The organism is Pseudomonas sp. NBRC 111133 (genome assembly GCF_001320605.1).
Classification (GTDB): Bacteria; Pseudomonadota; Gammaproteobacteria; order Pseudomonadales; family Pseudomonadaceae; genus Aquipseudomonas; species Aquipseudomonas monteilii.
The window spans coordinates 31,633-53,443 of the sequence record NZ_BCBJ01000055.1 but is presented as its reverse complement, the minus strand read 5'-3'; the positions used below and the strand labels follow the sequence as shown (position 1 = coordinate 53,443).

Annotated in this window: 20 protein-coding genes; 11 read left to right on the top strand and 9 right to left on the bottom strand. The window is 63.0% G+C overall.

Translation table 11 applies throughout. From position 1 onward, the window contains the following. Entirely contained in the window at positions 1-219 is a 219-nt protein-coding gene (locus tag APH36_RS11475) for a DUF1127 domain-containing protein (protein WP_060498714.1), read from the bottom strand. A gap of 97 nt (positions 220-316) precedes the next feature. Between APH36_RS11475 and APH36_RS11470 the strand changes: the two genes are divergently transcribed. Further along, entirely contained in the window at positions 317-1,168 is an 852-nt protein-coding gene (locus APH36_RS11470; RefSeq protein ID WP_060498720.1) for a LysR substrate-binding domain-containing protein, read from the top strand. Between the two features lie 28 nt (positions 1,169-1,196). Here APH36_RS11470 and APH36_RS11465 read toward each other — a convergent pair whose 3' ends face one another. Then, positions 1,197-1,946 (bottom strand): sulfite exporter TauE/SafE family protein, encoded by a 750-nt coding sequence (locus APH36_RS11465; protein WP_041166652.1) that lies wholly within the window; start codon positions 1,944-1,946, stop codon positions 1,197-1,199. Positions 1,947-2,059: 113 nt separating this feature from the next. Between APH36_RS11465 and APH36_RS11460 the strand changes: the two genes are divergently transcribed. From APH36_RS11460 to APH36_RS11450, 3 genes are all read left to right on the top strand, one after another. Next, entirely contained in the window at positions 2,060-3,013 is a 954-nt protein-coding gene (locus APH36_RS11460) for a LysR family transcriptional regulator (RefSeq protein WP_060498713.1), read from the top strand. A 57-nt stretch (positions 3,014-3,070) separates the two neighbouring features. Continuing rightward, positions 3,071-3,526, top strand: a complete 456-nt coding sequence (locus APH36_RS11455; protein WP_060498712.1) for a MarR family winged helix-turn-helix transcriptional regulator — start codon at positions 3,071-3,073, stop codon at positions 3,524-3,526. Between the two features lie 141 nt (positions 3,527-3,667). After that, complete coding sequence (locus APH36_RS11450; RefSeq protein ID WP_060498711.1) at positions 3,668-4,096, top strand: organic hydroperoxide resistance protein; 429 nt, start codon at positions 3,668-3,670, stop codon at positions 4,094-4,096. Positions 4,097-4,152: 56 nt separating this feature from the next. Here APH36_RS11450 and efp read toward each other — a convergent pair whose 3' ends face one another. Then, positions 4,153-4,722: an elongation factor P gene (efp, locus tag APH36_RS11445; RefSeq protein ID WP_012271109.1), complete on the bottom strand. Its 570-nt coding sequence runs from the start codon at positions 4,720-4,722 to the stop codon at positions 4,153-4,155. Between the two features lie 48 nt (positions 4,723-4,770). Continuing rightward, positions 4,771-5,898: an elongation factor P maturation arginine rhamnosyltransferase EarP gene (gene earP / locus APH36_RS11440; protein WP_060498710.1), complete on the bottom strand. Its 1,128-nt coding sequence runs from the start codon at positions 5,896-5,898 to the stop codon at positions 4,771-4,773. Between the two features lie 130 nt (positions 5,899-6,028). On the opposite strand from earP, the gene APH36_RS11435 reads away from it, so the two are divergent. Next, positions 6,029-6,427, top strand: coding sequence for a hypothetical protein (locus tag APH36_RS11435; RefSeq protein ID WP_060498709.1), 399 nt, complete (start codon positions 6,029-6,031; stop codon positions 6,425-6,427). 2 nt (positions 6,428-6,429) lie between these two features. Beyond that, positions 6,430-6,900, top strand: coding sequence for a GreA/GreB family elongation factor (locus tag APH36_RS11430; protein WP_060498708.1), 471 nt, complete (start codon positions 6,430-6,432; stop codon positions 6,898-6,900). Positions 6,901-6,940: 40 nt separating this feature from the next. Here the strand turns inward: APH36_RS11430 and APH36_RS11425 are convergent, their stop codons facing one another. Continuing rightward, on the bottom strand, positions 6,941-7,879 hold the full coding sequence (locus APH36_RS11425) for a LysR family transcriptional regulator (RefSeq protein ID WP_060498707.1): 939 nt from the start codon (positions 7,877-7,879) through the stop codon (positions 6,941-6,943). Positions 7,880-7,997: 118 nt separating this feature from the next. Between APH36_RS11425 and APH36_RS11420 the strand changes: the two genes are divergently transcribed. Continuing rightward, on the top strand, positions 7,998-8,747 hold the full coding sequence (locus APH36_RS11420) for a 3-oxoacyl-ACP reductase family protein (protein WP_060498706.1): 750 nt from the start codon (positions 7,998-8,000) through the stop codon (positions 8,745-8,747). A 41-nt stretch (positions 8,748-8,788) separates the two neighbouring features. Here the strand turns inward: APH36_RS11420 and APH36_RS11415 are convergent, their stop codons facing one another. Next, on the bottom strand, positions 8,789-9,673 hold the full coding sequence (locus APH36_RS11415) for a LysR family transcriptional regulator (protein WP_060498705.1): 885 nt from the start codon (positions 9,671-9,673) through the stop codon (positions 8,789-8,791). Between the two features lie 106 nt (positions 9,674-9,779). On the opposite strand from APH36_RS11415, the gene APH36_RS11410 reads away from it, so the two are divergent. The 3 genes from APH36_RS11410 (at position 9,780) to APH36_RS11400 (ending at position 13,655) form a co-directional block, all read left to right on the top strand. Further along, the gene (locus APH36_RS11410; RefSeq protein WP_060498704.1) at positions 9,780-10,949 is read left to right on the top strand and encodes an MFS transporter; all 1,170 of its coding nucleotides are present in this window, start codon (positions 9,780-9,782) and stop codon (positions 10,947-10,949) included. Positions 10,950-11,065: 116 nt separating this feature from the next. Then, positions 11,066-11,446 carry a hypothetical protein gene (locus tag APH36_RS11405; protein ID WP_060498703.1) on the top strand — a complete coding sequence of 127 codons (381 nt, stop codon included), beginning with the start codon at positions 11,066-11,068 and terminating at the stop codon, positions 11,444-11,446. A 76-nt stretch (positions 11,447-11,522) separates the two neighbouring features. Further along, a complete protein-coding gene (locus tag APH36_RS11400) occupies positions 11,523-13,655 on the top strand; it encodes a TonB-dependent siderophore receptor (RefSeq protein ID WP_060498702.1) in 2,133 nt (710 codons plus the stop codon). Between the two features lie 40 nt (positions 13,656-13,695). Here the strand turns inward: APH36_RS11400 and APH36_RS11395 are convergent, their stop codons facing one another. After that, entirely contained in the window at positions 13,696-14,823 is a 1,128-nt protein-coding gene (locus APH36_RS11395; protein WP_060498701.1) for a GNAT family N-acetyltransferase, read from the bottom strand. A 262-nt stretch (positions 14,824-15,085) separates the two neighbouring features. Here APH36_RS11395 and APH36_RS11390 point away from each other — a divergent pair, with 262 nt between their 5' ends. After that, positions 15,086-16,330: a putative porin gene (locus APH36_RS11390; RefSeq protein WP_016711900.1), complete on the top strand. Its 1,245-nt coding sequence runs from the start codon at positions 15,086-15,088 to the stop codon at positions 16,328-16,330. Positions 16,331-16,467: 137 nt separating this feature from the next. On the opposite strand, the gene APH36_RS11385 is transcribed toward APH36_RS11390, so the two are convergent. Further along, the gene (locus APH36_RS11385; protein WP_060498700.1) at positions 16,468-17,589 is read right to left on the bottom strand and encodes a beta-ketoacyl-ACP synthase III; all 1,122 of its coding nucleotides are present in this window, start codon (positions 17,587-17,589) and stop codon (positions 16,468-16,470) included. Between the two features lie 174 nt (positions 17,590-17,763). Further along, positions 17,764-21,669 (bottom strand): ATP-dependent RNA helicase HrpA, encoded by a 3,906-nt coding sequence (gene hrpA / locus APH36_RS11380; protein WP_060498699.1) that lies wholly within the window; start codon positions 21,667-21,669, stop codon positions 17,764-17,766. Positions 21,670-21,811: the final 142 nt, after the last annotated feature.

The following is a 21,811-nucleotide window of genomic DNA, read 5'->3' as shown; positions in this document are numbered from 1 at the left end:
CTATTTCCGCAGCGGATCATCCCAAAAGTGCCGCTCGGCCTCTTGCTGGATATCGGCCCGGCTCAGCCCCAGGTCATGCAAGGTAGCATCGCTGAGGGCGGCCAGTTCTCGCCGCTGGCGGTACAACTCCAGCCAGCGCACCGGCCGCTGCAGGACCGCATGCCACAGGTGGTGCAGGGAGAAGGCAGGTTGCTGGATGCTGCTGACATGACCTTTCATCGTGAAGCCCTCCGTGTTGGATGGCCTCAGTCTCGCGCCGGGCTTAAGATCAATCCAACGAATGTTTCTGATGCCATGCATCTCGGAGATTGATGCAATGTCCCAGTACCAGAGCCTCGATGCAGACGTGCTGCGCACCTTCGTCGCCATCGCCGAGCAAGGCGGTTTCACCCGCGCTGGCGAAGTGGTCAACCGCACCCAGTCGGCGGTGAGCATGCAGATGAAACGCCTGGAAGAAGACATTCTGCAGCGCCAGCTGTTCGAGCGTGACGGCCGCCAGGTCAGGCTCACCGCCGAAGGCCAGGTGCTGTTGGGCTATGCCCGGCGCATCCTCAAGCTGCATGGCGAGGTGTTCAATACCTTGCGCATGCCGCACATGGTCGGGATGGTGCGCATCGGCACGCCAGACGACTACGCCATGCGCTTTTTGCCGACCATTCTGTCGAGCTTTGCCCAGGCCTACCCGCTGGTGCAGGTGGAAGTGCATTGCGACTCGTCCAAACAGCTGATGCTGCGCCAGGACCTGGACCTGACCATCGTCACGCGCGAGCCGGGCAACGAGGTTGGCCAGTTGCTGCGCCAGGAACGCCTGGTGTGGGCCGCCGCCGAAGGCTTTTGCCCGCAAGAGCAGCGGCCGATGCCTGTGGCGCTGTTCAATACCGACTGCTTCTGCCGAGCCTGGACGTGCAACGCACTGGAAGCGCAGGGCATCGACTACCGCATCGCCTATACCAGCCCCAGCCTGGCGGCGATCTTTGCCATTGTCACGGCGGGCTTGGCGGTAACGGCGCAATTGCAGAGCCTGATTGGCGGGAACATCCGCATCCTGGGCGAACAGGACGGGTTGCCGCAGCTGCCCATGGCCAATGTAATGCTGTTGCGCAACACCCAGACCCAGTCCCCCATCACCGACTGCATGGCCGATTACATCGTCGAAGGGTTCAAGTAATTTGGGGCCGTTTTGCGGCCCCACAATCTCAAAGTTCAAACCCGAGCATCACCGCACACACCACCAAAAACACACAGAACATCGCCCGCAATACCTTCTCGGGCAGCGCATGGGCCAACTTCACCCCCCAACTGATGCTGAGCAAGCCGCCCACCGCCAGTGGAATCCCCACGCCCCAATCAACACTATGGTGCACGCCATAGGTCACCAGCGTGACCAAGGTGCTCGGCGCCGCCAGCGCCAGCGACAACCCCTGCGCCACCACCTGGGTGGTGCCAAACACACTGGTCAAGATCGGCGTCGCCACCACCGCCCCGCCGACACCGAACAACCCGCCCATGGTGCCGGCAAAGCTGCCCAGCACGCCCAGCCACGGCCAGGCATAGCGCAGTTCGGCACTCGGCGGCGACACTTTCATGAACATCCGCGCCACGTTCCACACCGCCAGCGCTACCAGAAAGCCGACAAAACCCAGGCGCATGGAATGCGCATCCAGCCCCACTGCCCAGATCGACCCCAGCCAGGCAAACAGGAAGCTGCACGCCGACAGCGGCACGGCATGGCGCAGCTCAATGCGGTTGCGCTGGTGATACCGCCACAGCGCCAGCAGCACGTTCGGTACCACCATCACCAGCGCCGTACCCTGCGCCAGTTGCTGGTCCAGGCCGAACAGCACGCCCAGCGCCGGAATGGCGATCAGCCCGCCGCCAATGCCGAACAGGCCCCCCATGGTGCCAAGGGCAGCGCCCAACACGATATACAACAACCACTCGATCATCAGGGCCTCATCCGCCTGTATAGATATTGCGAGCATGCTAACGATTGCGGGCTGGCAGGGAAACGCACAGCAGCGCACAATGGCTGTGCGCATTTCGCAAAAGCAAGGCAACCATGAGCCCCGATGCCCTCACCGACCAGCTGAGCCTGTTCCTCGATGTGCTGGAGACCGGCAGTTTTTCAGCCGCTGCCCGCCGCCATCCGCTGACCCCGTCTGCGGTGGCCCGACGCATCGACAACCTGGAAACCGCCGTGGGCAGCCGTCTGTTCAGCCGCAGCACCCACGCCGTGCGCGCCACCCCTGCGGGCAATGCGTTTGCCGAACGGGCCAGGCGCATCATCGAGGAGCTGCGCCTGGCCCGGGCCGAAGCAGTATCGCTGAGCAACGCCCCGGAAGGGCTGATCCGTATCGACGCCCCCGCCGCGTTCGGCCGCCGCCATCTTGCACCGGCCATCGCCGACTTCCTGGTGGCCTACCCTGGCCTGGACGTGCAGTTGCGCCTGATCGACAGCTTCGTCGACCTGCATGGCAGCCACCTGGGCGAGGTCGACCTGGTACTGCGTGCCGGCCCCCTGGCCGACACCCGCCTGGTCGCTACGCCGCTGGCCTACATGGTACGCATCGCCTGCGCCAGCCCGGCTTATCTGGCCAGCCGAGGCATCCCTACCTGCCCCAGCGAACTGCCCGGGCACGACGGCCTGGACTGGGACGGCCTGGCACCGCCGTTCGCCTGGCGCTTCACCGTAGCCGGGCAAACCCGCCTGTACCGCCCGGCGCGCATGCGCATGGCCGCCAACAATGCAGAAACCCTGCTGTTCGGCGCCCTCGCCGGCCTAGGTGTGGCCCACCTGCCCACCTGGCTGATCAGCGAATACCTTTTGCGCGGCGAACTGGTCCCGCTGTTTTGCGGTGGCGGCCTGCCCGAAGCCGAAACCAGCGGTATTTATGCGCTACGCCTGGAACACAAAACGAACTCTCGCAGCCGTTTGCTGCTCGAATTTCTCAAGAGTCGCTTCAGCCCGGTTCCCCCCTGGGACCTGGCCTTGCGCAGTGAACTGCGCGAGTAATGCGCGCACTAATGATCAGCGAGCCAGAATTCCCCATTATTGCCTTCAAGGACCTGCATGAACGCCAACACCCAAGCCTCCTGTGACGAGCTGCTGCTGGACAACCAGGTCTGCTTTGCCCTGCACTCCACCTCGTTGCTGATGACCAAGGTCTACAAACCGCTGCTGCAGGCCTTGGGCCTGACCTACCCACAGTACCTGGCCATGCTCGTGCTGTGGGAGCGCGACGGCCTGACCGTGGGCGAGATCAGCCAGCACCTGCTCACCGACCCGGGCTCGTTGACCCCGCTGCTCAAGCGCCTTGAAAGCGAGGGCCTGCTGCAACGCAACCGCAGCCGCGAGGACGAACGGGTGGTGATGGTGCAACTGACCGACAAGGGCCGTGCCCTGCAACAACAGGCCAAAGAGGTGCCTCAGTGCATCCTCAAGGCCAGTGGGTACAGCCTGGCGCAGCTGCAACAACTGCAGGCCGACCTGCTGAACTTGCGCGAGAACCTGCAGAAAAACCTCTGAAAGCTATGCTGTGCAATGGCCGTTCGGATGAGCGGTGACGATTTATCTTGCGCACAAACTAATTGCGCGCTAATTTAAATCCAACACCAACCCGCGCCCTCCCCCGAACAGGAAGCGCACAGCACATTAGCGAGGCTCAAGATGCAAAAGGTCACTCCGCTGTACATCGCAGAAGCTACCTCCACCGGTGGGCGCGACGGCAAATCCAAGTCCAGCGACGGTAAGCTGGTCGTCAGCCTGAGCACCCCCAAGGAACTGGGCGGCGCCGGAGGTGACGGCACCAACCCCGAGCAGATGTTCGCCGCCGGTTACTCGGCCTGCTTCATTGGCGCCCTCAAATTTGTAGCCGGGCAAGAGAAAAAAGCCCTGCCGGCCGATGCATCGATCACCGCCAACGTGGGCATCGGCCAGATCCCGGGTGGTTTCGGCCTGGACATCGACCTGCACATCAACCTGCCGGGCCTGGCCCAGGCCGATGCCGAAGGGTTGGTGGAAAAAGCGCACAAGGTGTGCCCGTACTCCAACGCTACCCGCGGCAATGTGGATGTACGCCTGCATGTGACCGTGTAAATCACAGGCACAAAAAAACCCGGCCAAGGCCGGGTTTTTGCGTTTCACAAGAAGAATTACTTCTTGGAGCGGCCTTTGAAGCTGTTGTCGCGAGTGTCGATGTCGATCCACTCGTCGATCTGGATGAAGTCGGCAACCTGGATCTCGGTACCGTTCTTCAGTTTGGCAGGCTTCATGACCTTGCCCGAGGTGTCGCCGCGAGCAGCGTTCTCGGTGTAGACAACCTGACGGCTGATGGTGGTCGGCAGTTCAACCGATACCAGGCGGCCTTCAAAGAACACGGCTTCGCAGATGTCTTCCATGCCTTCTTCGATGTACGGCAGAACGGCGTCGATGTCTTCGGCGTTCAGTTCGTACATGGTGTAGTCGGTGGTGTCCATGAAGGTGTACGAGTCACCGCTGATGAACGACAGGGTCGCTTCTTTGCGATCCAGGATCACGTCGTCCAGCTTGTCGTCCGCACCGTATACGGTTTCGGTCTTGTAGCCGGTCAGCAGGTTCTTCAGCTTGGTCTTCATGATCGCGCTGTTACGGCCCGACTTGGTGAACTCAGCTTTTTGAACCAGCCACGGGTCGTTGTCGATCCGCAGGACGGTACCGGGTTTCAGTTCTTTACCAGTTTTCATTACGAAGTATCCGAATCTGGATGGATTTATAAAAATCGAGGCCGCGTATCATAGCGAATTTCGGTAAAAGTGTACTAGCGCTGTGGCAAGGTCCGGCTGAGCGGCCTGTTGCACACCCCAAAGGCGGGCATGCTGCTGCAGTTCTGGCCAATGGTGACGGGCCGCCCGCCAGGCCTGGCCCATGTCGAAATCCATGTTCCAGGCACGCCATAGGCCCAGCAGTGCGGCATCGGCATCGTCTGACAGGCCGCGTCGATAATGCCCGAGAAACGCTTCGAGCTTTTCCCAGTGGGCATTTTCGTCCTGTACGTAGATGTGCCACAGCATCGGTTGCCCGGCCCACTGTGCACGCACGAACGAATCTTCGCCGCGCACGGCGTTGAAATCACAGCTCCACAGCAGCCGGTCGTAGTCGTCCTGGCTGACGAAAGGCAGCACCTGCACCGTCAGTGCCCCTCGTTTGCGCACGCTGCCCACGGGTAGCGGCGCCTCGCCAAGCCACTGGCTGAGCCCCGCGACAACGCGCCCCAGCGGCACCAGCAGGTGACAAGGCTGCTCGCTTGTGGCCAGGGCATCAAGCCAGTTGCCCAGCTGCGGGTTTTCGTAGGCGAACAGCGAAACCAGCAACGCCCCTGCTTCGGGGTTTACACCAAGCCCCTGCAAGAAGGCCTGCCTTGCCCCCTGCTCAAAGGCGTCACGCCGCGCCAGCAGCGAGCCCTCACGCAGCAGGCCACCGGTTTTCTCGGTAAAGCCGGGGAAGAAAAACACCTTGCGCAGGCCGTTGGGCTGCGGCGACGGCAAGCCGTGGCAGCCTTCCACCCAGTCCTCGGCACTGAGGTATTCCAGGTTCAGCCACAGCGGCGGCGTGGCGCAGGCACGCATGGTCTCCACATAAGGCGCCGGCAACTGGCAGGCGAATGCGCCGATCACCACATCAGCCGGATCCACCGGCAACCAGGCTGCCGGCCATTGGCGCACGTCCACACCCTGCTGCCACTGTTGCGTAGCAGTGGCATCGGCGCCGGGGCACATGGGCGTGAAGGCGTTCAGGTCATCCACCCACAGGCGCACCGCCAGGCCATGCTCAGCCACCAGCTGCCGAGCCAGGCGCCAGGTCACGCCAATATCGCCGTAGTTATCGACGACACTGCAGAAGATGTCCCAGGTGGCTTTCATGCGCCCCTCCCGTACCGGTGCAAAAACCGCGAATTCTGCGCATAAATTATCGCCGACAAAAGCACCTGCGCGGAAAAATGCGCAAGTGCATGCGACAATGCACCCCGACCGACCTTGCCAGGAGGCTGCCATGCCCCGCCAGCGTGAACTGAAAATCACCCTCAAGCCGTTGCCGTTGATCCTGTGCGTTGCCTTTGGCCTTTGGCTGGGCGCGGTGGCCATTGTGGCGAGCGCCTGGCTGGCCCTGTCGGTGTGGCCGCAGCAGGTACAGCCGCTGGCCCAGGCCCTGCCCCCCAGCGTCTACCCGCCAGCATCGGCACCGGCAGCCGCCACGCCAGCGGATGCCCAGGCCGAGATGTTCGACCGCTACAAGGACATCCTGCACAAGCAGGAACAGCAACAGGCCGCCGAAGCCGCGCAAGGCAACCCGCGCAACCTCAACAGCCCCAAGTGCCAGTTCTGGCTGCAGCAGAACCGCACCGCCCCCACCGAAAAAAGCCAGGCCAATGTGCTGGAGTTCTGTTACTGACCATGGACAAGCCCCACCTGCTGGCGCAGATCGTCGCCATCCTCACGCATGATCTGGACGTGCTGACCCGTGCAGCGCAAACCGCCTACGAGGCCGCCATCGCCGAAGAGAACATCGCCGAGAACAAGTACGACACCCTGGGCCTGGAAGCCTCCTACCTGGCCACCGGTCAGGCCCGGCGCAGTGCAGAGATTCGCCAGGCGCTGCTGATCTACCAGCAGTTGCTGCTGCGCGACTATGACCCGGCACGGGGAGTGCAGGTGAGCAACCTGGTGACGCTGGAGGATGAGGATGGCGGGCAGCGGCGGGTGTTCATCGGCCCTGAAGCGGCAGGGCTGAAAATTGGCGAGGGGGATGGGTTGGTAACTGTAATTACCCCACGCTCGCCGCTTGGGCAGCAGTTAATGGGCAAGAAGACTGATGATGAGGTGAGCCTGGGCGTGCAGGCATTGTTCATTGTTGATGTTGTCTGAACTTGCCCGCGAAGGGGCCGGAACAGGCAATAATGCACACCTAATGGTCTTGCAAGGCATCAAACCGCCCCGCCAACCCCTGCTCGGCAAACTTCTCCACCACAAAATCGATGAACGCCCGGGTCTTTCCCGGCAACAGCTTGTGCTCGGCGAAATACAGGCTGATGTGCCCGTCGTCCACATACCAGTCCGGCAACACCCGCCGCAGCCGCCCACCCTGCAGGTAGGGCACGGCAAACGGCAGGCTCACCAGGGCAATCCCCAGCCCCTGCTCGGCCACCGCGCACGCCGCGTCCGAATCGCTCATGGTCATCGCCTGGCGCAGTTGCAACGGCTGTTGCGCCTGCCAGCGGCTAGTCAACGGCCACGAACGCACCCGCCCGGTCTGCGGTGAGCGGATCAGGATACCGTCGTGGCGCTGCAGCACCTTCGGGTCTGCAATCGGCGCATGCCGCTCAAGATAAACCGGCGCCGCCACCAACACCCGGTGCGCAGGCGTCAGCTTGCGCGCCACCACCCCCGGCGGCAGTTCAAAACCACCGCCAATCGCCGCATCGAACCCTTGGCCAATCAAGTCGACCTGGCGGTTGTCGAAATGCCAGTCCGGGGTAATAGCCGGGTAACGGCGCAAAAACTCACTCAGCAACGGCAACACGTACAAGCGCCCGAACACCGTACCCATACTTACCCGCAACAGCCCGGCCGGCTGGCCTTCGGCGCTGGCCAGGTTGGCCACGGCGTACTGGATAGTGCGAAAGCTGTCACTGACCTCACCGAGAAAACGCTGCCCCGCTTCGGTCAAAGTCAGCTTGCGGGTACTACGCTGGAACAACCGCACCCCCAGGCGCGCCTCCAGTTGGGCCACATGCTTGCCCACAGCGGCCGGGGTAATGCTCAGGCGCCTGGCAGCCTCGGCAAAGCTGCCGACCTCGGCACTGCGGATGAAGCATTCCAACGCGTTGAACGATTCCATGGCCATGATTGGCAACCAAAGGTTTACTCTGCTGATAGTGATTGCCATCTTATCAGCAGGTAATCGAGCGCCGATACTGCGCCCATCCAAGGCATTCCGGCCTGGCTTCCAGCAGGAGATCAGCATGTCCAAGCAACTTACACTCGAAGGCAAAGTGGCCCTGGTACAGGGCGGTTCCCGCGGCATTGGTGCGGCCATCGTGCGGCGCCTGGCCCGCGAAGGCGCACACGTGGCCTTTACCTATGTCAGCTCTGCCGGCCCGGCAGAAGCACTGGCCCAGGAAATTACCGAAAACGGCGGCAAGGCCCTGGCCCTTCGCGCCGACAGTGCCGATGCAGCAGCCGTGCAACTGGCGGTGGATGACGCCGTGAAGGCCTTCGGCCGACTGGATATCCTGGTCAACAACGCCGGCGTGCTGGCAGTGGCACCGGTAGCCGAATTCGACCTGGCCGACTTCGACCGCATGCTGGCGGTGAATGTACGCAGCGTGTTCGTCGCCAGCCAGGCCGCCGCACGCTACATGGGCCAGGGCGGGCGCATCATCAACATCGGCAGCACCAACGCCGAGCGCATGCCGTTTGCCGGTGGCGCACCCTATGCCATGAGCAAGTCGGCGCTGGTTGGCCTGACCCGCGGCATGGCCCGTGACCTGGGGCCGCAAGGCATTACCGTGAATAACGTGCAGCCAGGGCCGGTGGACACCGACATGAATCCGGCCAGCGGCGAGTTTGCCGAGAGCCTGATCCCGCTGATGGCGATTGGGCGGTATGGCGAGGCGGATGAGATTGCCAGCTTTGTGGCTTACCTCGCGGGCCCAGAGGCCGGGTACATCACCGGGGCAAGCTTGACGATTGATGGCGGGTTTGCTGCTTGAGCTGATGGGCTGCCTGTGCCGGCGACAGGGCCGGTACAGGCTTATCCACTCCCAGACCCCAGCCGCTGTTCCATCACCTCCAGAAAAGCCCGGGCAGCGGGCGTCGGGCTGGAGGACCACACGGCATACAAGTGCCGCACCGGCGCATCCACCAACCGCGCCACCGTCACACCTTCGAAGCCCTGGGCCACCCGCTCCGGCACCAGGCCCACCGCCATGCCCCGCTGCACAAACTTTTCCACCAGACGCACATGCCCGATTTCAAACTGCACCCGGCGCTGCAACCCTGCGGCGTGAAACGCCTCATCCGTCTGCCGCCGTGCCCCGGTGCCTTCAGGGAAGTCCACCAGCACCTCGTCCGCCAGGTCGGCCAACGCCAACGGCGTACGGCCGGCAAGTCGATGACCAACCGGCAACAACGCCACCAGTTCCTCCCTGGCCAGCAAGCGGTGCTCCACGCCCTGCACGACCTCGCCCTGCCACAGGCCTATAAAGCCCACATCCAGGCGCCGCTCGACCACATCGGCGATCAGCAATTCGCTCTTGGCCGTGATCCAGCGCACATCCACATCCGGGAAACGACCATGAAACAGTGCCAGCAGGTCGACCAGGTCCAACGCCGTGAGCGAGCTGATTTCACCAATCGCCAGTCGCCCTCGCACCTGTCCGCAAGCCGCCGCCACGTCATCGGCAATGCGCCGGGCCGCTTCCACCGCCGGCCGGGCGCTAAGCACAAAAGCCTCGCCGGCAGGGGTCAGGCGCACCCGTCGCGAACTACGCTCGAACAGGCTGACGCCCAACTGTGCCTCCAGCCGCGCCACCTGATGGCTAAGCGCCGACTGCACCACATGGCAGCGCTCGGCCGCGCGGGTAAAGCTGCCCGTGTCGGCAACGGCAAGGGCATATTCGAGCTGCTTGAGGTTCATAGATCTATCTGCTTTCAAGATGGATAATTTGAAAACTATACATTGGTGTCATGCCAGACACTTCCTGATAATCCTCCCACTTACTACTGCCCGCCACGAGAACCGCATGAACGCCCCCACTCTCAGCCGCGCCCTGATCCTGCTGATGGCCACCGCCACCGGCCTGGCCGTGGCCAGCAATTACTACGCCCAACCACTGCTGCACAGCATCGCCGAGCAGTTCGGCCTGAGCACCGCCAGCGCCGGCAGCATCGTCATCGCCGCCCAACTCAGCTATGGCGCCGGCTTGTTGTTGCTTGCGCCGCTGGGTGACCTGTTCGAGCAGCGCCGGTTGATCACCGTTATGACCGCTATTTCCACGCTGGGCCTTGTCATCAGTGCCTGTGCGCCGAGCCTGCCCTGGCTGATCCTGGGCACGGCGCTCACCGGGCTGTTCTCGGTGGTGGCGCAGATCCTGGTCCCCATGGCCGCGACCCTGAGCGCGCCAAATCAGCGCGGCCGTGCGGTCGGCACGCTGATGAGCGGCCTGCTGCTGGGGATCCTGCTGGCGCGCACCGCAGCCGGGTTCATGGCCGAACTGGGCGGCTGGCGTAGCATCTATGTGCTGGCCGCCGTGCTGATGGCGATTACCGCCCTGGCCCTGTACCGCAGCTTGCCACAGCACCACAGCCATGCTGGGCTAAAGTACCCGGCGCTGATCGCTTCGGTGTTCCGCCTGTTCTTCGAAGAGCCCGTGCTGCGCCTGCGCTCACTGCTTGGGCTGCTGGCGTTCAGCCTGTTCGCACTGTTCTGGACACCGCTGGCGTTTCTGCTCGCACAAGGCCCCTACCACTATTCCGATGCCGTGATCGGCCTGTTCGGTCTGGCTGGTGCGGCGGGTGCGCTGTCGGCCAACTGGGCCGGGCGGCTGGCCGACCGTGGCAAAGGCTCGCTGGGTACCACTGTGGGCTTGGTCGTGTTGCTGCTGTCGTGGGTGCCGCTGGGGTTTGCCCAGCAGTCGCTGCTGGCCTTGCTGCTGGGCGTGCTGATGCTCGACCTGGCAGTGCAACTGGTGCACGTGAGCAACCAGAACGCAGTGATTGCCCTGCGGCCCGAGGCACGCACGCGGCTGAATGCCGGGTACATCACCTGCTACTTCATTGGCGGGGCGCTGGGCTCGCTGCTGGGCACACAGTTGTTCCAGCACCAGGGCTGGATGGGCATTGTGGTAGCAGGCCTGGTGATAGGCGGGCTGGCGCTGCTGGCGTGGGGGCTGGCCAATCGAAAGGCCGTTTGATTGACACAGGGGCGACATCGCACCGCACTACCCTCCGTCGTATTGGCGTTGACTTGCCTGCCCGGGCAGCGCTCAGTAGGCGCTGGTCAATGCCCTTTCCCTGACAGGACGACTTTATGACAAGACTCACGGTGCAATCCGGCGATTTCTTGCAAGGTGAAGGCGAGTATCGCAACGGATCGCTCACACTCAAGACCCCGCGCAGCCCCTCCCCGGGCGAGCGGATTTCACTCGCGCGCATCAGCGACCTCAGGCTGGCCAGCCTGGAATCAAGCCGCAGCCTGGGCAGCGCCCTGGGCTGGGGTGTGGCCGGCGCTCTGGTGGCGGGCCCGGTAGGGTTGCTGGCCGGGCTGTGGCTGGGTGGCAAGGAGGAAGAAGCCACCTTCCTGGCCACCTTCAAGGATGGGCGCAAGCTCATGGCGATAACCGACGGCAAAACCTGGTCAAAGATCGATGACAGCTGGCGGCAGCACAAGCGGCCCGCCAACCAGGACTGAATATCGCGGGGCCCGGATCGTTTTATGCAGAAGGCGGCTGTTAAGATGCCGCCTTTTTCATGGTCGGAGCCCCCGCATGCCACCGCGTCACCCCCGCCTGCCCCTGAGCCTGCTCAGCCTGGGCTTGGCCCTGCATTGCCACCATGTGCTCGCCGAAGACAGCGTGGTGCTGGCGCCGCTGCAGGTGTCCGACACCTATGCCAACGATGGCTACCAGGCACGCCAGGCCGCGGTGGGTGGCTTGCAGCCCGCGCCCTTGCTCGATACGCCCGCCTCGGTCAGCGTATTCACCCAGCAACTGCTGGAAGACCGCCAGGTGCGCAAGCTCAGCGAAGTGCTGCAAAGTGACGCCTCGGTTGGCGACAGCTATGCCCCCATCGGCTACTACGAAAATTTCAATGTGCGCGGCTTCGAGCTGAATGCCGCCAGCAGCTACCGCATCAATGGCCAGACCATCGCCGGTGAGCAGAACGTGGCCCTGGAGAACAAGCAGCAGGTGGAGTTGCTCAAGGGCCTGTCAGGGCTGCAGAGCGGCATGTCGGAGCCCGGCGGCTTGGTCAACTACGTGACCAAGCGTGCCGAAGACGTGCGCAGCGTCACGGTATCGACCAATGAGCAAGGCGAACGCTACCTGGCCACCGACCTGGGCGGCTGGTTCGGCAGCGAAAAACAGTTTGGCCTGCGCGCCAACCTGGCCCATGAAGACATCCGCGCCTACGTCGACCACGCCGACGGCAAGCGCGACTTCGCCTCGCTGGCGTTCGACTGGCAGATCAACCCGGATGCCACCCTGCAGCTGGATGCCGAATACCAGCACCGCGAACAGCGCTCGGTGCCGGGTTACCAATTACTGGGCGGCACTGAAGTGCCCCACGGCATCGACCCGGATGACCGCCTGGCCTACCAGGATTGGGCCAAGCCGGTGCAGAACGACTCGCTGAACCTGGGCGGGCGCTTCGAGTACCGCTTCAACGAGGCCTGGACCGGCACCTTGAGTGCCTCGCGCAGCAAGGTGGTGATCGACGACTACAGTTCGTTCGCCTGGGGTTCGAGCGAAGGCGCATTTTTCGGCAACAATGGCGACTACGACATCTACGACTTCCGCAGCCCCGACGACACCCGCCGCACCGATGAGGCGCAGGCCATGCTCAATGGGCGGTTCGATGCGTTGGGCTTGGGTCATGAGCTGACCGTGGGGACCAGTGCGCAACGGCGTACGCTGGATCAGCGACCCAGCTATATGGAATGGGTCGGTACAGGCAACCTGTATACTGGTGCACCGGCTTTTGATCCATCCGATAAGTCCATCAGGTCAAGCGAGCGTCGCCTGGACAGCCGCCAGTATGGGCTGTTTTTCAGCGACCGAATCAGCTTCAACGAGCAATGGCAGATCGTGCTGGGTGCACGTGAAGTACGCCTGGACGAGAAAACCTGGAATGAAGACGGCGCAACTGGTCGCCACACCCGGCAGTACGAGTTGCTGCCTAACGCAGCGCTTATATACAAACCGCAGCCGGATACCACGGTATACGCCAGCTATTCCAAAGGCCTGTCGGCCGGCGGCACAGCGCCGTGGTTTGCGCTGAACAAATTCGAAATCCTCGCGCCCACTACCTCGCACCAACTGGAACTGGGCCTGAAGCACGATTGGCAAGGTGTGAGCTTCAGCGCCGCGCTGTTCCAGATCCGCCAGGCCTACCAGTACGCACGCCCGGACGGCGCCGGCAACTTCACCTATGTGCAGCAAGGCCAGCAGAAAAACACCGGCCTGGAACTGGGCGTCAGCGGCTGGGTGACCCACAACCTGCAGGTGCAAGCCAGCGCTGCGGCCATTCGGGCGCGGGTGCAAAACAGCGGCACCGAGGCCTATGAAGGCCATCAGGCGATCAACGTGCCCAGGTTCCGGGCAGCGCTGCAGGCAGAATACACACTGCCGGTGCCAGGCCTGGCGTTGCTGGGCGGGGCGCGCTACAGCGCCGGCAAGTCTGCGAGCCAGGCGGGAAACGTGGAGGTTGGCGGCTATGCGGTATTCGATCTTGGCAGCCGCTACCGAACGCGTATTGCCGGGTATGACACGGTGCTACGGCTGACCGTTGATAACGTGTTCGACAAACGCTACTGGCGTGATGCAGGGGATTACCTGGGGGATAACTACCTGTTCCAGGGGGCGCCACGTACGGCTCGGCTGTCGGCTTCGGTCAGTTTCTAGATTAGAGGCGCACCAAAGCCAACCTGCATCACCGAAGGCATCATTCCTGGCGGAAGGGCAACATTCCCCGTGCCTCCTCGGCATACCCCCTTACCCCTTCCCGCTCCTGCGCCAGGAAATCCTCCACCGCCCGCCGCAACCCGGGGTGCAGCAGGTAATGCCACGACCGCGTCAACACCGGCTCGAACCCGCGTATCAACTTGTGCTCCCCCTGCGCCCCGGCATCGAAACGCTGGTAGCCCTCGGCAATGGCAAAGTCCATGCCCTGGTAGAAACACGTCTCGAAATGCAACCGGTCGAATTCATCCAGGCAGCCCCAGTAACGACCAAACAGGCTGTCGCCCCCCACCAGGCTCAGCGCCATCGCCACATCGCGCCCACCCTGACGCGCCATCACCACCCGCACAGCCTCGGGCATGCGCTCGGCCAGCAGGCTGAAAAATGCGCGGGTCAGGTAGGGGGCACGGCGGCGCACCGCATAGGTGTTGGCGTAGCACAGGAAGACGAAATCCCACTGCGCCTCGTCCAGCTCATCGCCACGGTACCAGCGAAAATCAATGCCCTGCCCGGCCACCTGCTCACGCTCCTTGCGCATCTGCTTGCGCTTGCGCGAACTCAGGCTGTCGAGAAAGTCCTGAAAGTCCCTGTAGCCCCGGTTGCGCCAATGGAACTGACACCCAAGGCGCTCCATCCAGCCCGGCAGGCCTGCCAGCTGTGTGTCCAGTGCCGGGTCGGTGAAGTTGATGTGCGCACCGGATAACCCGCCCTTGCCAAGGTACTCGGGCATGGCCTGCAGCATCATCAAACCGTCGGCAGGGTCCGCCGCCAACAGGCGTGGGCCGCTGACCGGGCTGAACGGTACTGCCCCCAGCAGCTTGGGGTAGTAGGCAATACCTGCCCGCTCACAGGCATCGGCCCAGCCATGGTCGAAAACGTACTCGCCAAACGAATGCCACTTGCGGTAAGCCGGCAACAACGCCCTCACCTGCCCGTCACGCTCCAGCACCAGGTGCTCGGCAGCCCATCCCGTGCTGCGCTGCACGCTGCCGCTGTCCTCCATCGCACTGAGGAAGGCATGGCGCAGGAACGGTTGGCCTGCGGGCACCAGGGCGTCCCAGGTGGCTGCCGGAAGATCACGCAAATGGGCAAGGCTGTACAGGCTGGTCACGGTTTCGGCTCGCTGTGTGAAGGCCTTCAGTATCCTCAAGGAAGGCCCGGCACTCAAATGACGAACGTCGGGCTGACCCTTTTATTCTCAATTACTTAACCGCAGTGCCACTAATTAGACATTAATCTGTCATTGGCCCCCGCAATACTTGCGCCTGTTTTCCGGAACCTCAGAACCTGTCTAGTCAGGCCCTTTCCGAAGACATGCCAACGCAGGGGCAGGCGCTTGAGCCTCCCCCATTTTTTTCAGTAGGGAGAACCTTATGCGTCTTGTTTCTACACTTACCGGAGTGAGCCTCACCGGCATGATGCTGGCTCTGAGCGCCCCGGCCAGTGCTGCTGTCGACGCCAAGCTGCTCGAAATGCTCCGCGCCAACGGCTCGATCAACCAGGCGCAGTACAACGAACTGCAGGGCGACCTGGCAAAAGAAACCAAGGAAAGGGCCGACCAGAAAGCTCAGTCTGAACGGATGAGCAACTTCGAACAGAAAGTGGCATGGGCCGCCAAGACCCAGATCAAGGGTGATGTGCGCCTGCGTTACGAAGACGTCAACGTTGACAACCCGATCTCCCGCAGCGGCAACCAGGACCGTGAGCGCGTACGTGCCCGTGTCGGCTTCTACAGCGAGATCAACCCGCAGGTTGACGCTGGCGTGCGTGTGGCCACCGGCAGCAGCGCCGATGCCCGTTCGACCAACCAGAGCCTGGACAACTACTTCGAGAAGAAATCGCTGTGGGTCGACCTGGCCTACCTCGACTGGCACCCGACTGCCGTACCTAACCTGCACCTGATTGGCGGCAAGATGATGCAGCCATGGGTGAGCATGGGCGACATCATCTGGGACAGCGACATCAACCCGGAAGGCGTGGCAGCTACCTACAAGACCAACCTCGGCCCGGCCGAAGTGTTCGGCAGCATCGGCCACTACAACCTGAAGGACAACGTCGACGGCGACGGCGTGCAGTTCAAGCACGACGCGCAACTGTACGCGGCCCAGCTGGGTACCAAGTTCAACGCGGCTGACACCGTCAAGGTTACCGTTGGCGGCAGCGTATACGGCTACGACAACGACAAGGCCTCGGCTGCTCTGCGCTCGCTGGGCAACACCACCGACGAGTTCAACCTGGTTGAAGGCTTCGGTCAGGTCGATTTCACCGGTTTCGCCATTCCACTGTCGGCTTACGGCCAGTTCGTCAAGAACACCGAAAGCACCGACGGCAAGGACAAGGCCTGGCTGGCTGGTTTGAAGAGCAAGATCGGCGCCTGGAGCCTGGACTACAACTACCGCGACGTACAGCGTAACGGTGTTGTCAGCCTGTTCACCGACTCCGACTTCGGTAACGGCTTCACCGGTTCCCGTGGCCACAAGTTCAAGGTGGGTTACGAAATCGACAAGAACTTCGCCCTGGGCGCGGCCTACATGATGGCCAAGACCGACTACTCCAATCTGCCGAACAGCGATGCTGATGTAGACACGCTGCAGGTGGACCTGGAAGCCAAGTTCTAAGCACCACTCTCCTCTGCTTCACCTGAAGCGGGAAATGCCGACCCCATCCGGCGTTTCCCGCTTTTTTTGCCTGTGAGAAATGCGCCGGCCTCTTCGCGGGCTCGCCCGCGAAGAGGCCGGTACAGGCTGACTAAGGATCAGCGCTTGCGCAGAATCACGCTACCAATCGAATACCCTGCACCAAACGAGCTCAATACGCCCAACGACCCCTTGGCCAGGTCGTCCTGATACAGGTGGAAGGCAATCACCGACCCTGCCGAACTCGTATTGGCATAGCGGTCCAGAATCACCGGCGCATCTTCCTCGGCCACTTCACGCCCCAGCAACTTCTTGACGATCAGGTGGTTCATGCTGAGGTTGGCCTGGTGCAGCCAGAAGCGCTTCACATCGCTCGGTTGCAGGCCATTTTCCTGCAGGTGCTCACCGATCAGCTCGGCCACCTTCGGGCACACCTCACGGAACACCTTGCGGCCTTCCTGGATGAACAGCTTGTCTGCGGCGCCCTCGCCCTCTTCCGCTGCCCGGTTGAGGAAGCCGAAGTTGTTGCGGATGTTGTTGGAAAACTCGGTCCACAGCTTGGTGCTGATGATGTCGAACTGGTGCGCCGAGGTGGCCTTGTCGGCACGCTCGAGCAACACCGCAGTGGCGGCATCACCGAAAATGAAATGGCTGTCGCGGTCACGGAAGTTCAGGTGCCCGGTGCACACTTCCGGGTTGACCATCAGCACCGCACGCGCCTGGCCCAGGGCCACGCTGTTGGCGGCAGTCTGGATGCCGAAGGTGGCCGACGAGCAGGCGACGTTCATGTCGAAGGCAAAGCCCTGGATGCCCAGCGCCTGTTGCACTTCGATGGCGATGGCCGGGTACGGGCGCTGCAGGTTGGAGCAGGCGACGATCACGCCATCGACATCGGCAGCTGTGCGGCCAGCGCGCTCCAGGGCCTGGCGGGCAGCGGCCACGGCCATTTCGCAGAGCACCGAGGGCTCGTCGTTGGAACGCTCGGGCAGGCGTGGTTTCATGCGCTGCGGGTCGAGGATGCCAGCCTTGTCCATCACGAAGCGGCTCTTGATGCCCGAGGCCTTTTCGATAAAGGCCGCATCGGACAGCGGCGCTGCTTCAACTTCACCGCGCTCGATGGCAGCGGCGTTGTCCTGGTTGAACTGCTGCGACCAGGCGTTGAAGGAAGCCACCAGTTCTTCATTGGAAATGCTCTGGGCCGGGGTGTACAGGCCGGTGCCGCTGATCACGACATTATGCACGGTCGTTCCTCTGGTCAAAGGCCATCGCCACAGGGCGCTGGCTGGGAATATGACAAGTTAGTGGCACTTTAGTACCAATTCAGGGGCGTACGTGCACCCTGTGGGAGCGGGTTCGCCCGCGAAGGGCCGCAACGCGGCCCCAAACTCCCTGAAGTTTGCCACAAATCGGGCAGGTTAGCCTTCCACCTGACTCCACTGTTTGCTCAATCTTTTGTCGGAAATCGGCACCTTGGTGCCCAACTGCTGGGCAAACAGCGACACCCGGTATTCCTCCAGCCACCAGCGGTACAACGTCAGTTGCTCATCGCGCTTGCCTTCCTGGGCATGCTTGTCGGCACGGGCCTTGTACTGTGCCCACAAATTGGCCAGCTCACCGCTCCATACCCGGTCCTTCTGCACCTGCGAACCCAGCTTCTCCAGGCGCAGCTCCACCGCCTTGAGGTAACGCGGCAGCTCCTTGAACCAAACCCCGGGCGTTTCACGCACAAAGCCCGGGTACACGAGGTTGCCCAGCTGTTGCTTGATGTCGTTCAGCGCCACCGCCTGGGTCAGGTCGATCTTGCCCTTGAAGCGCTTCTGCAGCCCATGCCACAGCTTCAGCACCTCCAGCGTCAGGCGCGCCAGCCGCTCGGCATATTCGGCCCAGTTGCCGCGCTTACGCTCAGCCAGCCCGGCCAAGGCCGCACCATCACGCGGTAACGGCTGTTCGCCTTCAAGGATACAGCTGTCCAGGCTGGCCAGCAGGATGTCCTCGACCAGTGCCTCGACCCGGCCCATTTCACGGTACAGCAGGCCAAGCTCGGTCAGGCCCGGCAGCTTGCCGCGCAGGTACTTGGCCGGCTCGGCCAGTTGCTGCAACAACAGGCGCTGCAGGGCGCGGCGGTGCTGGAACTCGGCTTCGGCCTGGGTCGAGAAACGCCCTTCGCGCACGCTACCGCCCTCTTCCACCAACGCCGGGTACACGGTCATCGACAGACCGGCAATCTTCTGTTGGGCGGTCTGCTTCACTTCGCTGAAGGCCTTGGCCTGCACCGGCTGCTCGCTCTTTTCAGTGCGCGGCACTGCCAGGGCAGCCTGGCTGGCGGCAGCAAAGCGCGCGGTCAGCTCGGCCAGATCGCGGCCCTCGCCAAGGAACTTGCCCTGGCCGTCGACCACTTCGATGTTCATGCGCAGGTGGCCTTCGACCAGCTGGACCGACTCGTCCCAGGCTTCGTCGGACACCCGCGCACCGGTCATGCGCAGCAGCTCCTGGCCCAAAGCCTGCGGCAGTGCGCCCTGACCGAAGGTCATACGCGCCAGCGAAGCCTTGACGAAGTCCGGCACCGGCACGAAGTTCTTGCGCAGGGCCTTGGGCAGGTTGCGTATCAGCGCCACGCACTTGGCTTCCAGCAGGCCTGGCAACAGCCATTCCAGGCGCTCGCCGGGCAGGCTTGGCAGCAACGGTGCCGGCACCCGCACGGTCACGCCGTCACGCGGGTGGCCGGGTTCAAAGTGGTAGCTCAGCGGCAGGCGCAGCTCGCCGACCTGCATGCTGTCGGGGTACTGCGCGGCAGTGACTTCGCTAGCCTGGCGGGCCAGCACGTCTTCCTCACGCATGATCAGCAGGTTGGCATCCTTCTGGCTGCCCATGCGGTACCAGCTGTCGAAGGTCGCGGTCTGGTGGATTTCCGCCGGCAGGCGCGCTTCGTAGAAGGCGTACAGCGTTTCCTCGTCAGCCAAAATGTCACGCCGGCGGGCCTTGGCCTCCAGCTCGTCGAGTTCTTCGAGCAGGCGTTTGTTGGCCGCCAGGCACTTGGCCCGCGACTGTATTTCGCCACCCACCAAGCCCTCGCGGATGAACAGCTCACGCGAAGTGACCGGGTCGATCGGGCCGAAATGCACCGGGCGGCGGCCGACCAGAATCAGGCCGTACAGGGTGATCTGCTCATAAGCCACCACCTGCCCGCGCTTCTTCTCCCAGTGTGGTTCGAAGTGGTTTTTCTTGACCAAATGGCCGGCCAGCGGCTCGATCCAGTCCGGCTCGATCTTGGCGACCATGCGCGCATACAGCTTGGTGGTCTCGACCAGTTCCGCGGCCATGACCCACTGCGGTCGCTTGCGCCCCAGGCCCGAAGACGGGTGCACCCAGAAACGCCGTTGACGCGCCCCCTGGTAGTCGCCCTCTTCGGTCTTCTGGCCGATCTGGCTGAGCAGGCCGCTGAGGATGGCCTTGTGCATCTTCTGGTAGTCGGACGGTTCCTTGTTCACCGTCAACTGCAGGTCACGGCAGATCAGCGCCAGCTGGCGGTGGGCATCGCGCCACTCGCGCAGGCGCAAGTAATTCAGGAAATGCTTGCGGCACCAGTTGCGCAGCGGGTTGGCCGTCAGCGCCTGGCGTTGCTCTTCAAAGCCGCGCCACAGGTTGACCAGCGCGGCGAAGTCGGAGTCCACGTCCTTCCATTGCGCATGAGCCTGATCGGCCGCCTGCTGACGCTCCGGTGGGCGCTCGCGCGGGTCTTGCACCGACAGTGCGCTGGTAACGATCAGCACTTCCTGCAGGCTGCCCAGTCGGGCGCCTTCGAGCAGCATGCGGCCCAGCCGCGGGTCGATGGGCAGGCGCGCCAGTTGGCGGCCAATCGGGGTCAGCTGGTTTTCGCGGTTGACCGCCGACAGTTCCTGCAACAGGTTGAAGCCATCGCTGATGGCCTTGCCATCCGGCGGCTCGATGAACGGGAACGCATCGATCGCGCCCAGGCGCAGGTGCAACATCTGCAGGATCACCGCCGCCAGGTTGGTGCGCAGAATCTCCGGGTCGGTAAACGCCGGCCGGCTGTTGAAGTCCTCTTCGCTGTACAGGCGTACGCAAATGCCCGGCTCGACCCGGCCGCAACGGCCTTTACGCTGGTTGGCACTGGCTTGGGACACAGCTTCGATGGGCAGGCGCTGCACTTTGGCGCGGTAGCTGTAGCGGCTGATGCGTGCGGTGCCGGTGTCGATCACGTAGCGGATGCCCGGCACGGTCAGCGAGGTTTCGGCCACGTTGGTGGCCAGCACCACACGGCGCCCGGTGTGCGGCTGGAAGATACGCTGTTGCTCGGCCGGCGACAGGCGTGCGTACAGCGGCAAAATCTCGGTGTGGCGCAACTGCGCCTTGCGCAGAATTTCAGCGGCATCGCGGATTTCCCGCTCGCCGGGCAAGAAGATCAACACATCGCCCGGGCCTTTGCCTTCACTGCGTTCGTGGTGCGCCAGCTCGTCCAGGGTGGCGAGGATGGCCTGGTCGACGGTGAGGTCGTCCTCGATCTGGTTGCCTTCCTCGTCCTGCTCGCTGGTGAGCGGGCGGTACCAGGTTTCCACCGGGAAGGTACGCCCGGACACCTCGATAATTGGCGCGCCATCGAAGTGTTTGGAAAAGCGTTCCAGATCGATGGTGGCCGACGTGATGATCAGTTTCAGGTCCGGCCGGCGATGCAGCAGTGTCTTCAGGTAGCCGAGCAGGAAGTCGATGTTCAGGCTGCGTTCATGGGCTTCGTCGACGATGATCGTGTCGTAGCGCTCAAGAAAGCGGTCGTACTGGGTTTCGGCCAGCAGGATGCCATCGGTCATGAGTTTGACCAAGGTATTGGCATCGCTCTGGTCTTCGAAACGTACCTGGTAACCGACCAGCCCGCCCAGCGGCGTGCCCAGTTCTTCGGCAACCCGCGCTGCCACGCTGCGCGCGGCGATCCGGCGTGGCTGGGTGTGGGCGATCAGGCCATGGCTGCCACGGCCCAGTTCCAGGCAAATCTTCGGCAGCTGGGTGGTCTTGCCCGAACCGGTTTCGCCGGCGATCACCAGCACCTGGTTTTCGGCCAGGGCCTTCTTGATTTCGTCACGCTTGGCGGCGATCGGCAGGTTGTCGTCGTAGCGCACGGTCGGCACGCTCTGCTGACGTGAAGTGACCTGGGCGCAGGACGCCTGGACCTTTTCCACCCACTGCGAAAGCTTCGCTTCGTCGGGGCGCTTGCGCAGTTCGTGCAGTTGCCGGCGCAGACGATGGCGGTCGGCAATCATGGCGTGGTCGAGGTTTTGCAACAGTTTGTCGATGGCGTGGTCAGTCATGGGGCTTTTTAGTGATGCAGGTGAGCCTGCTTTTTCATGATCGGCATTCGGAAAGTTGGGCGATTGTCGCAGATTTGCCGGTTTTCTGCTGCCTGTACCGGCCTCTTCGCGGGCTTGCCCGCTCCCACAGGGATCGCATCAG

Excerpts from the sequence above, each read along its gene's own strand:
- APH36_RS11475 (WP_060498714.1), bottom strand. The coding sequence starts at position 219 with ATGAAAGGTCATGTCAGCAGCATCCAGCAACCTGCCTTCTCCCTGCAC.
- APH36_RS11470 (WP_060498720.1), top strand. The coding sequence starts at position 317 with ATGTCCCAGTACCAGAGCCTCGATGCAGACGTGCTGCGCACCTTCGTC.
- APH36_RS11465 (WP_041166652.1), bottom strand. The coding sequence starts at position 1,946 with ATGATCGAGTGGTTGTTGTATATCGTGTTGGGCGCTGCCCTTGGCACC.
- APH36_RS11460 (WP_060498713.1), top strand. The coding sequence starts at position 2,060 with ATGAGCCCCGATGCCCTCACCGACCAGCTGAGCCTGTTCCTCGATGTG.
- APH36_RS11455 (WP_060498712.1), top strand. The coding sequence starts at position 3,071 with ATGAACGCCAACACCCAAGCCTCCTGTGACGAGCTGCTGCTGGACAAC.
- APH36_RS11450 (WP_060498711.1), top strand. The coding sequence starts at position 3,668 with ATGCAAAAGGTCACTCCGCTGTACATCGCAGAAGCTACCTCCACCGGT.
- efp (WP_012271109.1), bottom strand. The coding sequence starts at position 4,722 with ATGAAAACTGGTAAAGAACTGAAACCCGGTACCGTCCTGCGGATCGAC.
- earP (WP_060498710.1), bottom strand. The coding sequence starts at position 5,898 with ATGAAAGCCACCTGGGACATCTTCTGCAGTGTCGTCGATAACTACGGC.
- APH36_RS11435 (WP_060498709.1), top strand. The coding sequence starts at position 6,029 with ATGCCCCGCCAGCGTGAACTGAAAATCACCCTCAAGCCGTTGCCGTTG.
- APH36_RS11430 (WP_060498708.1), top strand. The coding sequence starts at position 6,430 with ATGGACAAGCCCCACCTGCTGGCGCAGATCGTCGCCATCCTCACGCAT.
- APH36_RS11425 (WP_060498707.1), bottom strand. The coding sequence starts at position 7,879 with ATGGCCATGGAATCGTTCAACGCGTTGGAATGCTTCATCCGCAGTGCC.
- APH36_RS11420 (WP_060498706.1), top strand. The coding sequence starts at position 7,998 with ATGTCCAAGCAACTTACACTCGAAGGCAAAGTGGCCCTGGTACAGGGC.
- APH36_RS11415 (WP_060498705.1), bottom strand. The coding sequence starts at position 9,673 with ATGAACCTCAAGCAGCTCGAATATGCCCTTGCCGTTGCCGACACGGGC.
- APH36_RS11410 (WP_060498704.1), top strand. The coding sequence starts at position 9,780 with ATGAACGCCCCCACTCTCAGCCGCGCCCTGATCCTGCTGATGGCCACC.
- APH36_RS11405 (WP_060498703.1), top strand. The coding sequence starts at position 11,066 with ATGACAAGACTCACGGTGCAATCCGGCGATTTCTTGCAAGGTGAAGGC.
- APH36_RS11400 (WP_060498702.1), top strand. The coding sequence starts at position 11,523 with ATGCCACCGCGTCACCCCCGCCTGCCCCTGAGCCTGCTCAGCCTGGGC.
- APH36_RS11390 (WP_016711900.1), top strand. The coding sequence starts at position 15,086 with ATGCGTCTTGTTTCTACACTTACCGGAGTGAGCCTCACCGGCATGATG.
- hrpA (WP_060498699.1), bottom strand. The coding sequence starts at position 21,669 with ATGACTGACCACGCCATCGACAAACTGTTGCAAAACCTCGACCACGCC.